This window comes from Niallia oryzisoli (genome assembly GCF_036670025.1).
GTDB lineage: Bacteria > Bacillota > Bacilli > Bacillales > Cytobacillaceae > Bacillus_BD > Bacillus_BD oryzisoli.
In genome coordinates this window covers 2,140,743-2,152,834 of record NZ_CP137640.1, presented here as the reverse complement: position 1 = coordinate 2,152,834, position 12,092 = coordinate 2,140,743, and the positions used below count along the sequence as shown (strand labels likewise).

Sequence of the window (12,092 nt, the reverse complement as noted above, 5' to 3'; positions counted from 1 at the left end):
AATAGTTTGTTCCTGCATACACTTTTAATCGAACATACGTTTGTTTAGGGCTGCGCTTCTATAAGGAGCAAATAAATATGAAAACAGTCGTAGAATTAAATGAAGTAGTTCAAGCCCATAAATCACATCACCAACTTAACGCAACAGAATTAGCTGTCCTCGACGTACTGGCGCAATATTCCGTTAAGGAGATCGGCCGTTCATGGCTATCAAAGTCAACTATCGCGGAACTAGTAGGCAAGTCACGCCGTACTATTATTCGCGTATGTAATCGCCTTGAATCACTCGGAATCATCTCGCAACGTGTTCGGATGCGTCTTACAGGCGACCGTGCGCAAACTAGTAATTTAATTATTATTCAGCCAGCAGTTACTAGCGATTCAGACCAACGTTCCAAGCATGTCACACCCGAATGTCACACCGAAGAAACTCCGTCTTTAAACTCAAATAATAATAATACATATCTAGAGACGGTCGTACCTTCTAACGCATTAAAGGATGCGTTGCCTAAGCCTATTTATGACGCACTGGCTCGCTATTTCAACGCGGATGATATGTATAAGTATTACGGGATTCTCTTACGTGCAAAGACGCGAGTTGACCGTAACGTAATGATTGAGGACGATCCGGAGCCATTTATCGAGGCATTAAACGCGACTGTATTAATGGCCAAGCGCGGTAAGATTAAAAATATGAGTAATTACTTATTCGTCAGCTGGCAACGTGCGACTCATACTGTTTTACGTCGTAAGGCAAAGACTAACGGACTATTTTACGATTGGCTTAATGCGTAAGTATTCCGAAAAGTGTTCGCCGAACATCTATCGGAAGCTGATTGCGAATCGCTCGTAATTTGCATCGAATGACCAATTACTTTACTAATCAAAGTTAATTCGCTCAGAATCGCCCTAAGCGACATCGTTATTCCTTACTGCATAGGCAAAATGTATAGTATAGTTATATTGGGCATGGAGTCGTACTACGACTAGGCGTATTCATTCATAAATTATCAAATAATATACATTGGGAGGGATATTTTTATGGACAAAACAACTTGTAAAAAATGTGGTAAAGATTTTCATTATGAGGTTACAGATATGCGCGTTCCTGGAGGCAAAGAGCGTGAGGAAATAAACTGTCCATATTGTGGGGAATCAAACGGTTCAGTTGTAACTAGTGGTTTCGTACATACTTATAAAATTGAAGTGGAGTCTAAGAATTAAAAATGTATAAACAATAAAGGTGCTCTCGTTAAGGAACACCTTGATGTTCTCATTCGTCTAATTGCTCTTTACTGGAATCATAAATTGTACGGATATGCCTCGATCCTTATCACGTAAAGTAAAGGTATGGATCACATGCCCGCCCTGGGCTTTAATCTGATCGACCAAAAGACGGTACTCTTCGATACTATTTGCTATGGCGTTATATTGCTTAAACTCTCTGTTGTAATCGCTCATGCTGCTGTAACCTCCGTTGTTAATTAGAAAAATGGACGGAAGTATAAAACCTCCGCCCGTAGGTATATGCCGATTGCTCGACGTTCCTTCAAAGACCAAGTATTACTCGTTGATAAACGTGCTGTGCTCCCTCCTACAGTGGCTGACCGTAGTCCGAACGGGAGATAGCGTTATTTATCTAAAATTTGCTCGGTTATTCTTGTAGTCCGAATAGGCCGGGTGGGTTAGACGTAGCCTACGGAATGCAGAATCTACCCCGTTAATTTTCGCTTCTTTCAACTCGTCCAGCTTAAATTGCTCAGATGTCCGTAACTCTCTAAAAGTCGCGTTCATACCTCGCAGTTTCTTTTGTAAGGTCTCGTCGTCCTTTAGCTTCTCAGCAATTTCCGGCAGTCTCTTACGTGCTTCATGTAGGCCGTTCTCTTCCAGGTACCCAAGCTTGTACTCGAATCGTTCAAAGGCGTCTAGCTTGTCAGAATCGGAATAACTTAGTTTTGCATCGGCTAGGAACTCGCTTACGTACTCGTCCACCAATCTACGATCCGATTCAGTTGGCTTAAAGAAACTTTTCGCTGCTACTGGCTCCATTTCTGCGATCTTGGCGTCAATCTCCGTAGTAAATTTTGCCTTGATTTCTTCGACGTTTTTCTCTAATTGCTCCCTAAGTTTGCGAATCTCATAATCTTGTACTTTAACATCAGCATAATACGGGTTATCACTGGTGCGGATTTTTTCCACGCCTTTTCTAAATTTCGCTACTTCTGCTTCAATTTGCTTCGAATATTGTTCCATTAATAATCATCCTTTTCATTAGTTAGTTTTATAGTTTAATTACGCCATTCCTAGCGCATTCTTGTACTTACATTCTGAATAACTGGAAGCTGTACATTACTCGAGATTCTTCCGTCAATCACGTAATCATTATCGATAACAAACTGCTTGACGTAGTTCTCAGCTTCAAAGTAAGCCGGTCGATCGCTTTTCTGAGTTGTATATCGCAGTTTATAAATAGTGCGCCCACTGCTTCGCTCTACAACGATAATTTTTACTTTCCGAGTCTGTCTATCGACTCTATCGATGCTTATCCTTACCAGTACTTTGCCGTCTTGGCTCGGTTCGTCTGGAGCGATTCCTTTTCCGAACAGCTTCATCATTATCGCCTCACTTAGTAATTTTCGATTTGGTAATTCTCGACTTCTACAAACCGTTGAATCAGATCGGATGCAACTACGTAAGCTGCCTTTGGTGCAAGCCTGCTCTCGTAATTCATTCTTAAGATCAACTCGTTGTCGTCCGCAAACATTACCTCTATGGTTACCGTAGTTCCTCTAGCCTCCGGATTTTCGGTTACCGTAATCAACGCGTGTACTTTGTGCTGATCCGCCATACTGCTAATTTCATTCATTCTGATCGCTCCTCTAATTTTGTTTTATTCGTTCCGGTATATAATCCCATCGTCAAGCGTTTCGATAATCGATGTCTTACGCCTTAAAGCATCCTCTGCCAGTAATCTCGTTTGCATAAACGGTATATTCGCGGTAGACTCTCGCTTAACAAATATCCTCCCGTTATACGCCTGTATCCATTGATACTTAGCTCTAATCGGAATAGTTATTCGAAGTAAAGCGTTCTCCCCGTGATCCGATTGCTGCATAACGTAAAAGGCGATTAAGTCGAATATATCCTTATTAGACGGCTTCGGATTAACATATATACTGGCGATAAAATACGTGCTCTCTTCGTCATACTGCTCGATACCTATGGCGGTTTCATCTCCATCATTCCGTAACATATACGCCTTAAACTTCTTCTGCATAGACCTCGCCACCTCCGATTAGTTACTCATCTTTATCGGCTACTCTGAATACCTTTGGCGGCCTATCATTGTCCATCCGAATCCCGTTCTTATTTAATTGACGTGGCTTCCTAGTACCTCGGTCATTTCGTTTAGTACGTCCATTCCGCTTATTTTGGTTATATCTCATCTCAATTCCTCCAATTTGTTTCGTTTTTATGTGTGTATTTGACTGATTTTCGCTCTAAATCACGCCAAATAGGCGCCTCTCTATCTATCCTCTAGTGTTTGCTCACATACGGATTAAAGGCGCTTAAATACGTGTATTTGACGAGTAAATCTGCAAAACTACGACTCTAGTTCTACTTGAAACATACGCTCAGCCGGGCGTCTTTGTTCAATCGGTATTTTGAACTGAACGCCAACAAGCCGATTACCACGAAAGTAATCAGCCATGATCAACCAATCGTTTTTAAACTTGTATCGCTTAATACGGCGGATTAAATCGCGATCCTCCGTATACCCGCAGATATAACCCGTTTCAAATTTCCACAACTTATTGCTCATTTTGTTTCGCCCTCTCTACTGCTTCGGCTGCTTTCGTCTCATAGTACGTCTTGGCATGCTCCGCCAACTCTCTGAACGTCTCTTCAAAAGGCTTAACACTCCGGCTCGAAATAACTTCTATTAACGTCCTAGCTTGTAACGTGTCACATGACTGGAGCATATAGGTTATCGCTGGGAGATCGCATTTAGCGCTATTGCACGCCCTACAAGCGCAAGTAACATTGCTAAAGCTGTTTGAACCTCCGTATCGAATCGGCGTTATATGATCCAAACTACGCTCGCTCTCTGGTACTTCTCGACCACAATACACGCATTCGTCTGCAGAGAGTACCCATAAAACATCATGTAACGTTAACGTGTCTTCGACCTTGACACCATACTCGACTTCTACTCTGCGAACTGCCTTCCGCGAGTCGTTTAATGCTTGCGCTGCCTTACCTCTAAAGGTTGCGTTATATTCCTTCTTTTGCGACTTCTCGCATGCTTTACACTGACTGCGCTCTTGTCCGTAAAACTCCTCAACACTTAATACTTGTTGGCATTTTGAACACCGCTTCGTCTCTAGTGCATTACTCATAGAGCGTCACCCACTTTCTTCACCGTAGAGTCAAGTTCAGTAAGGCTTTGCTTTAAGTCCTTTACCATTCGTACCACCATCGATATAGTTACGTAAGTGTAAATTGCCGATAATACCAATTCCATTCCAATCCGCTCCATTCAGTTTAGTTTACTAGCTTCAATTCCTTCTGAAGCTCTTTCATAGCTATTTCAATCTCGCGGTTAACGTAGGTTTTGCCGTTCTGCTGCAGAATTGCAAGGCCTACGAGGTAAACCGCTAATACGTTCGATCTATCCACTCCGATACACTCCTTTCATATGTATTTGGACATAATAAAAACGCCTTCCGTTTGGCTGGCGCTCTGCTATCGTTCTATTAAACTACACCTAAAATAAAAATAGGTCGGTTTTCGGGTACATCGTCTTAATTAAACAATGCTTTTATTGCTTTCAACGATTCCCCATTCCCTCCGTAAACAACTCTCGGATTAACAATGATTCTTTTTTGGCGTCTATCGCATGGATCCTCAACGAAAGTAAATACTGGCTTCCCGTCAACTTTTATGCCGTTTAAAGCTGTCTTTAGTTTGTGCGTATCTTGATAGCCTAACAACGCTGATAAGTTTTCTAGGTTCATAGGTCTTATTAAACCTTCGGCAGTCTCTTCGGGATTAAAGCAAACAATATTCGTATTGAAGTTTAGAAACGGCAATATTGAGTAGATTGTTGACAGCTGCCCTAACCTACGCCCTTTAAACTGCTCGTACAAGTCGCGAACTGTTTTCTTAAATAAACGAGTATGCTGTAAGTTACTAATATCGTACTCATGTTTCTTCAAGTCTCCGCGATAAAATATTGTAGGATTGACGAACAGCTCTCCTGTTTCTGCTTCGCTTATGACGTTCTCATCCTTTAACCGTTTAAACAACTCGTTAAACCGTTTCCCCGACATTTCGACTAACTCCTGTAAATCCTTTTTAGTGTAGTGTTTCTTTCCGTTGTCGGATTGTAGGCGATTGGTTCCCCATGATACGTAGGTTCCGATAAACATTAATCTAGCTACGTCTTGCTTAGTAAGCGTTGGGAATCGCTCTTCCATTGACCGCGCCTGTTGAAAGAATGCAAAGATAAACTTTCCGTTCTCTATTTCATGTTCGGATAGTGCGTCAACCGCCTTCAATGCTCTTACTTGGTTCGGCGTTGTACGGATCATAACGTCAAACATATGGCTGGCATCGTTCCCGTTTGCGTCCTTAAATTCTGCGTTCTCTTTGATCGCCAAAACTCCTCGTTTAACTTTCGGGTGCAGGTCGCCCCATACTTTTCCTTCTTCAATTCTATCTACGTTTGCCATCATACATTCCCCCATCTCAAAAAAATACACTGCTTTGACGTCCCATATATGGCGCTTTATACTGCTTTGACGTCCCTATGTGTTTTATTGTAATTTTATCAACATGTAGCGAAAAACCGCATCAAACCAACGTTTTTTAACTACATATTGTAGTTCTCATTGCTTTTGGTCACTATTTGTTTATCCTATCAGTACATCTTTACTTACGTTTTTATAGCGAAGAATCAATACAGTATTTATCCGTCACGTATTCCGTAGGAACGATAGTTCCGCGCTTAATACGTTCTACATAAATACCTAAAACCCTTAAGGCTGAAGCCTGCGCCTCTTCATTCCACTTCGTTTCATTACAAGGCGCTAATCACTTCCTATCGGAAATTCATATGCAATAAAGCAATATGCATAAAGTACTATTAGCATTGAGGGCGCTCTTCCCGAAATGTAGGGCGAGGCCCCATGAATTGTTAACAATTCCCGTTACTATAGAACGCTATCAACCGTTATTAACGCTAACTCTACTCCGGCAACTTTTCGCTTGCTGTCATCCGTTTAGTAAATTCGATAAACTCTGGATCACTTAAGTCGTACTTACGGAGCACCTTCGCCTTCGTTGCCGTACTTACTTCGATAATGCTCGCCTCACATTTTGCGAGAGTGTTTTCGGCTACTCCGATTTCTTGAGCGAATTCCTTTTGAGTAAGTCCGCTAAATAGACGGATCAATTTTAGTTGTCTTGCGTTCATCAGTTGAACCTCCTTTATCCGTATTGATAATTCTTGATTAATCGCCAAAGTAAAAAAGAGCCGGGCGCGCTGCCGACTCTTCTTAATTAATGTTCTACGGAGAAATAATCTGCGTGAACGGGAGGAATTACAGCCATCTCACGTTAAGAGGCTGAATAAATACCATTTAGTGTATCTGTGATAAACCTTCATATAATAGTATAGCTAACGGTCGTCTCGTTGCGTATCGGAACGAAGGTTTTTACATTTCCGCAAATCCTTCTACTATATAGGATACAAACGGTCATAAAAGGTAAGTATCTTGCGAAAAAATTTTATCCGTCACTATATAGTGTAACTAACGCCCTAAAATACATATATCGAAGTGCATTTGTAACAAAACTGTAATATTTACGTTCATAAAGTTGTCATAATTACGCATTACTTACGCCCTTACGCTATATTCTTCATATAATAGTATAACTACGAACCTTTCGTACAAGTATCGGAAACAAACTTTCTTCATTTCCTTTGGATCCTTCTACTATATAGTATAACTACGGCCATAAAAGGTAAGTATCTTGCCGTAAAAATTTTATCCTTCATATAATAGTATAGCTACGAGGGTAAAAGATGGTAGCCGAAACCAAACTTTTTGCCCATCTACCCTTATAAACCACATGAAGGCTCAAAAATAGGACACCACTATAAATATTCGCAATATTAAATTAATAATTGAAAGCAAGATAAAAGCCCACCGTACGCCAATACGTTGAGCCTTTTTCGTATATATTTATTGTAAGTCGCGCCCAAATAAGCCGTTATTCAAACATCATCGGGCTTATCGCCTAGTTTAAATCGTAAAGTCACTGTCATCTTATGAATGTCTGCGTCATCAAAACCTCCAGCTTGTAACACCGCTTCAACTCTTTCATAGAAACTGCGTAAAATATGAGGTTGTTTAGCGTCATGTAGCTTGATGGATCCGAGATGCTGTATAAACTGCTGCTTATATTTCCCATCTTCGCTCTTAATGCTTTTAGCGAGCACGAAGTCCAATACTACTGTTTGATTATCTACTAGTTTACGAGGTTTAGACCGAATGTACATTTAGGTTCCTCCATTATGCTACACTCCACTTCAATAATATGATTGACACTTATGCTAATTGTAACGCGTTTTTAGAGAATAAAATGTGAAATAATTAACAATTAATTCAATACACATGTGACCTCAGTTTAAAAAGCGCCGTAACGATTTACATAAAAAAACCACGGCTATGTAAAACCGTGGCTTGATACTTATTATTTCAACTGTAATTCGAACTCGTACTCTTTTCTTTCTGAATTGAAGTCGTCATCAGCGCCCTGATGTCCGCCAAAACTCAGTTTAATCCATTCAATCGCTTCTGCATTTCCGCGTTCTAGATACCAAATAATATTGCCTTCTTTTATAACTCCTTTATCGATTTCGCCGCCAATGTGATCCGAAACGAACATATCCGGATTCTCTATTTGTTCGCCCGTACTTGTAACTAATACAGCTTGGTCTGGGTAAAACGTAAACTTACCGTCAGTTGTGTTCTCCATTTTAAATTTTACGCCTACGGCTGATGCATTTGCATTTTCATCTTCTACTGTTGGCGCTTTATCTGTAACAACAACCTTTTGTACTTCCATCTTTAATCCGTTGTAATTGTCAGACCATTTTGCGTTGTCATAATACGTCCAAACGTCTTCCTCTTTAGCTGATCCCTCTTCTGCAGTCTTTTCTTCGCTCTCAGCTGGCGTTGCTTCCTCGCCTGTTTTCGCTTCTGCTTTCTCTGTGTCTTTCTCTTCTAGTTCATCAGTTGCTGATTCTGTTCCACAGGCTACTAACGAGAATAATAGCATAGTAGCTGTTAGAAACATAAAAAACTTTTTCATATGTAATTCCTCCCTATAGTGGTATAAGCTTCCTACAATAAGAATAACCTATAAGTTTCAGAAATCACAATAAAAAAGTAAATATTTTGTCATTTTTATAGGTATTTCGTCCAATTCCGTCTACATTTCTATCCATTATCTCTTTCGAATTGTTCCAGTTCAGTTAGCATTTTCTCAAATTCCTTATCTGTCCAGTCCTTTTCTGCTGCACTTTCCACAAACCACCGAGGCGGATTATTAAAATTTTGACGAATATACGCCTTGATTAACCTTTTCTTATAGTATTCATTTTCACTCTTCGTGTTATAATACCCCTCTAATAATCCGTCTAAACTTCTTGGTTTTACATTAAGCGAAATCACCTCAAACGTCATAGTTCCTCTCCCCTTCATTTAATTATGTATTTACGTACATAGTTAATATACATCGTTATAATTTAAACTGCCAGCGACGTAAACTATAGAAATTCAGACGAATTATTGACGAAACTAGGACACTTAGTAAGATTGCGGACGTGTTTGGAGCCGAGGATATGAGCGAGCTGATGACGTTAGAGAAGGAATAAGCGAGGAACTGGACGCGGTTATAAATGTAGCTGCGTTCTTTTCCATTGCGTAAAAAATATCTTTGTGTCCGTGTTTTGGGCTACAAATTTATCATAGATTGGTTAAGATCGTACTGATACATTAGATTTGCCTCAATCTGATTTTCTGCAAAAGTGTTATAATATTGAAGTGTTAGAAATATATAGGAGAGGTGATTCTTTATTGTATAGAGAACACAAGGATTTTGAAGTACCAGAAAATGAAAATACTAAAATTTGGAGATATATGGATTTCACTAAATTTATATCTCTACTGGAAACAAAAAGTTTATTTTTTGCAAGGTCTGATAAATTCGAAGATCCATATGAAGGTAGATTAAACCAAGTAACAATTGATTTCTTTAAGTTGCAATTCAATAAAGGTATTCCGAGTGACCAATCAGATTTAGCCTTTGAATCTTTTATGAAAGAAGTCGAAGAATCAAGAAAAGTAGCAACAATTAATTGTTGGCACATGAATGAAGTTGAGTCTGATGCAATGTGGAAACTCTATTTGAAAAATAATGAAGGAATTGCAATCCAATCTACATTTAAAAGATTATGTGAGGCTTTCAGTCTCACCGATTCAGAAATCAATATAGGTAAAGTCATTTATGAAGATTTCAATAACTATATTTTTCCTTTAAGAGGTAATTTAACTGCTAATTTTCTCGTGAAAAGAAAATCCTTTGAACATGAAAAAGAAATAAGAGCTATTCACTGGAGAGTCAGTCGTCAATTTGGATGGCGAAACTTAGGTGAGGGAAAATTCCCCATTGTTGATTATGGCGAGAATATTCCAGTTGATATTAGTACCCTTATTGAAAAGGTCTATATAGCACCTAATTCTCCAAGTTGGATTAAAGACTTAGTAAAATCAATGTTAACGAGATATGATTTAGATTCAATACCTGTTAAGCAATCTTCATTGGGTAGTAACATTGTTGAAATCAGAAAAACAGAAAACTATCTCATGTGAGGTGATCTTTCTTTATTTTAATGGTTTCATAACTTAACACGTCACTTTATCGGATCAGCGAGCTGATTACAGTAGAAAAGGACTGATGAATTAACAGCCTTCTTGACTTCAAAATGACGGGGAACTATTATAGCATTATAAACGAAATGAGACCCGCAGTTGCAGCTGCAAGTCTCAATATTAACCTAACTACCTACATTACGATCCGCTTGGTCTTTGTGACTTGGCGGATTGTTTCGTTTACGCTCCTCATTCCAACGTAAACCAGAAAATATTGCGTTAATGACTCCAATTATGATAGTAACTAACTTGTCCGGCTCCAACTCCAACGCGTTCCCTCCCTTTGCAATGAATTACTACCAATACTTGGTTGCAAAGAGATTATATATTACAACTGCTTACAATATCAATATATAGTGTTATAAATACTTTCAATACCACAACATATTGACTTTAGATCGAGTAAAAACCGTTTTGTCAAGTTTAAAAACGCGTGAAAACACGCAAAAGATCCGCTAATCTTACGTATTTATCGACTTAAATAGGTTATTTGGCTATTTCGGGAGGCTTGCGTTATGAGGGGTTCGAGTTTGCGAAAATTTTACGAAAAAATTACCTCGGACTTTTTAAATTTTTTAAGAAATTGTTGCGTACCCGGCAGCCCGCCCCGAACGAACATGCCCCCCGGTGGTACAAAAACTTTTCTCCGAATATTTAATCCTTATCGCCTGGTACTTAATTAATTCGAGTGACCTGTTTATCATTTGAATATTATTTTATATGTATGCTTCTGCATAAAAGAATACATTCGTTTTGTTGTTATACCAACGTTATTTGATTGACGTCGTTATGAATGTATGCTATTGTTTAATTAAGATATAAAACGATACATTCTAAATGTGACGAATACATACGATAAGGGGACGGGATAGCATGGCGAATACTAACAGTAAAGAAGGAATGACAGTAGACGTACAACCATTACGTACAGCTTCGGAAATAGCCGAGTTTAGAGAGGCTCTAGCGGTAGCTGGGAAGTCTAGCGGACAGTCTGAACGCAACCTATTACTATTTAATATCGGCATCAATACAGGCCTTAGAATCGGCGATATAGTTAAATTACGTATAGAAGACGTTAAAGGACGGACTAACTTTAAGATACTGGAAGGCAAGACGGAAAAGGCTCGTACAGTTCATTTAACGGCTATTATGGCGGACATAGCTGAATACCTAGACGGGAAGCCTTCTGAGGGATGGCTCTTCCCTAGTCGTAAAGGAGACGGACATATAACGACTACCCAAGCATACCGTATCCTAACTAAGGCTGCAGACTTGATCGGACGTAACGACATCGGCACTCATACACTACGTAAGACATTCGGGTATCATTATTACCGCCGTACAAAGGACGTAGCAACGTTAATGGAGATATTCAACCATTCGAACCAATCGATTACAAAGATATATATCGGAATACGTGAGGATGAAATAGCGGACAGTTTGAAGGACTTCCGTTTATAATTAGGTTCACTACTGCGGAGGCTTCCCGATAGCTTCCGTTTTTTGTATTCGGATCCAATTGCAATCTATTCCGCCTGGTATAGTCCTTGCCCCTCGAGTTTTCGGAAGGCTGTCCGCCGTGAACGTGCCGTCCGATAAAACTACGTTACCTCTATCGTTATCCATGTTTCGCAATCTCCACCGTTGTCTATTCCGAACTGTTCGCAACCTCTCTGCGCTCTACTTGTGCCCTACATATTGCATAACGTAACCAATTGTATACTATTTACGTTAATGCTTTACTACGTTAAAACGTTAATTTATCCGAGTTTCTTCTATATAATGTCGCAGAAGTTTCTTCTAATTCAGTCAAGTGATTTTACTTTACACATTATATTAACGTGATTACTTCCGGAAATATTTACCGTTTCCTATCGAATAATCGTTGTAATCTCGCGCCCAGTTAAGTTATAATGATAACGTAGTACATATGCTATTTAGAACGTAGGAAATTAAAACGTACGTAAGACTATGAAAAACGCTAAACCACCGTTGACATAACGTTTGATATGACGGAATATATCGTCTCAGTTTCCTAAACTGTAGGTCGGGGGTTCGAATCCCTTCTGGGACGTAAAGGGGTTCAAAA

General features: G+C 39.5%; 19 protein-coding genes and 1 tRNA gene. 5 read left to right on the top strand and 15 right to left on the bottom strand.

Translation table 11 applies throughout. The annotated features are described in order from the left end of the window. The first annotated feature begins 77 nt into the window (after positions 1 to 77). Positions 78 to 794 carry a helix-turn-helix domain-containing protein gene (locus tag R4Z09_RS10850; RefSeq protein ID WP_338452329.1) on the top strand — a complete coding sequence of 239 codons (717 nt, stop codon included), beginning with the start codon at positions 78 to 80 and terminating at the stop codon, positions 792 to 794. Positions 795 to 1,040: 246 nt separating this feature from the next. Further along, positions 1,041 to 1,223, top strand: a complete 183-nt coding sequence (locus tag R4Z09_RS10845; RefSeq protein WP_338452328.1) for a hypothetical protein — start codon at positions 1,041 to 1,043, stop codon at positions 1,221 to 1,223. A gap of 57 nt (positions 1,224 to 1,280) precedes the next feature. Here R4Z09_RS10845 and R4Z09_RS10840 read toward each other — a convergent pair whose 3' ends face one another. The 14 genes from R4Z09_RS10840 to R4Z09_RS10780 form a co-directional block, all read right to left on the bottom strand. Beyond that, on the bottom strand, positions 1,281 to 1,460 hold the full coding sequence (locus R4Z09_RS10840; protein WP_338452327.1) for a hypothetical protein: 180 nt from the start codon (positions 1,458 to 1,460) through the stop codon (positions 1,281 to 1,283). Positions 1,461 to 1,634: 174 nt separating this feature from the next. Then, a complete protein-coding gene (locus R4Z09_RS10835; protein WP_338452326.1) occupies positions 1,635 to 2,252 on the bottom strand; it encodes a hypothetical protein in 618 nt (205 codons plus the stop codon). 50 nt (positions 2,253 to 2,302) lie between these two features. Continuing rightward, a complete protein-coding gene (locus R4Z09_RS10830) occupies positions 2,303 to 2,614 on the bottom strand; it encodes a hypothetical protein (RefSeq protein WP_338452325.1) in 312 nt (103 codons plus the stop codon). Positions 2,615 to 2,625: 11 nt separating this feature from the next. Continuing rightward, complete coding sequence (locus R4Z09_RS10825; RefSeq protein ID WP_338452324.1) at positions 2,626 to 2,847, bottom strand: hypothetical protein; 222 nt, start codon at positions 2,845 to 2,847, stop codon at positions 2,626 to 2,628. Between the two features lie 42 nt (positions 2,848 to 2,889). Then, entirely contained in the window at positions 2,890 to 3,276 is a 387-nt protein-coding gene (locus tag R4Z09_RS10820; protein ID WP_338452323.1) for a hypothetical protein, read from the bottom strand. 22 nt (positions 3,277 to 3,298) lie between these two features. Beyond that, complete coding sequence (locus R4Z09_RS10815; RefSeq protein WP_338452322.1) at positions 3,299 to 3,445, bottom strand: hypothetical protein; 147 nt, start codon at positions 3,443 to 3,445, stop codon at positions 3,299 to 3,301. 158 nt (positions 3,446 to 3,603) lie between these two features. Continuing rightward, positions 3,604 to 3,822: a hypothetical protein gene (locus R4Z09_RS10810; protein ID WP_338452321.1), complete on the bottom strand. Its 219-nt coding sequence runs from the start codon at positions 3,820 to 3,822 to the stop codon at positions 3,604 to 3,606. Continuing rightward, complete coding sequence (locus tag R4Z09_RS31025) at positions 3,812 to 4,399, bottom strand: HNH endonuclease (RefSeq protein WP_422392259.1); 588 nt, start codon at positions 4,397 to 4,399, stop codon at positions 3,812 to 3,814. The genes R4Z09_RS10810 and R4Z09_RS31025 overlap by 11 nt, the downstream gene beginning before the upstream one ends. A 145-nt stretch (positions 4,400 to 4,544) precedes the next feature. After that, positions 4,545 to 4,679, bottom strand: coding sequence for a hypothetical protein (locus R4Z09_RS10805; RefSeq protein WP_338452320.1), 135 nt, complete (start codon positions 4,677 to 4,679; stop codon positions 4,545 to 4,547). Between the two features lie 125 nt (positions 4,680 to 4,804). Then, positions 4,805 to 5,734 (bottom strand): hypothetical protein, encoded by a 930-nt coding sequence (locus R4Z09_RS10800; protein WP_338452319.1) that lies wholly within the window; start codon positions 5,732 to 5,734, stop codon positions 4,805 to 4,807. Between the two features lie 515 nt (positions 5,735 to 6,249). Next, the gene (locus tag R4Z09_RS10795) at positions 6,250 to 6,477 is read right to left on the bottom strand and encodes a helix-turn-helix transcriptional regulator (RefSeq protein ID WP_338452318.1); all 228 of its coding nucleotides are present in this window, start codon (positions 6,475 to 6,477) and stop codon (positions 6,250 to 6,252) included. Positions 6,478 to 7,281: 804 nt separating this feature from the next. After that, on the bottom strand, positions 7,282 to 7,566 hold the full coding sequence (locus tag R4Z09_RS10790; protein WP_338452317.1) for a hypothetical protein: 285 nt from the start codon (positions 7,564 to 7,566) through the stop codon (positions 7,282 to 7,284). A gap of 194 nt (positions 7,567 to 7,760) precedes the next feature. Then, the gene (locus R4Z09_RS10785; RefSeq protein ID WP_338452316.1) at positions 7,761 to 8,381 is read right to left on the bottom strand and encodes a hypothetical protein; all 621 of its coding nucleotides are present in this window, start codon (positions 8,379 to 8,381) and stop codon (positions 7,761 to 7,763) included. Positions 8,382 to 8,509: 128 nt separating this feature from the next. Then, positions 8,510 to 8,755: a hypothetical protein gene (locus R4Z09_RS10780; RefSeq protein WP_338452315.1), complete on the bottom strand. Its 246-nt coding sequence runs from the start codon at positions 8,753 to 8,755 to the stop codon at positions 8,510 to 8,512. Between the two features lie 393 nt (positions 8,756 to 9,148). Here R4Z09_RS10780 and R4Z09_RS10775 point away from each other — a divergent pair, with 393 nt between their 5' ends. Then, positions 9,149 to 9,943: a hypothetical protein gene (locus tag R4Z09_RS10775; protein ID WP_338452314.1), complete on the top strand. Its 795-nt coding sequence runs from the start codon at positions 9,149 to 9,151 to the stop codon at positions 9,941 to 9,943. Positions 9,944 to 10,128: 185 nt separating this feature from the next. Here R4Z09_RS10775 and R4Z09_RS10770 read toward each other — a convergent pair whose 3' ends face one another. After that, positions 10,129 to 10,272 carry a hypothetical protein gene (locus tag R4Z09_RS10770; RefSeq protein WP_338452313.1) on the bottom strand — a complete coding sequence of 48 codons (144 nt, stop codon included), beginning with the start codon at positions 10,270 to 10,272 and terminating at the stop codon, positions 10,129 to 10,131. A gap of 604 nt (positions 10,273 to 10,876) precedes the next feature. On the opposite strand from R4Z09_RS10770, the gene R4Z09_RS10765 reads away from it, so the two are divergent. Beyond that, a complete protein-coding gene (locus R4Z09_RS10765; protein WP_338452312.1) occupies positions 10,877 to 11,464 on the top strand; it encodes a tyrosine-type recombinase/integrase in 588 nt (195 codons plus the stop codon). A gap of 539 nt (positions 11,465 to 12,003) precedes the next feature. Next, a tRNA-Arg gene (locus R4Z09_RS10760) sits at positions 12,004 to 12,079 on the top strand. The last annotated feature ends 13 nt before the right edge of the window (positions 12,080 to 12,092 follow it).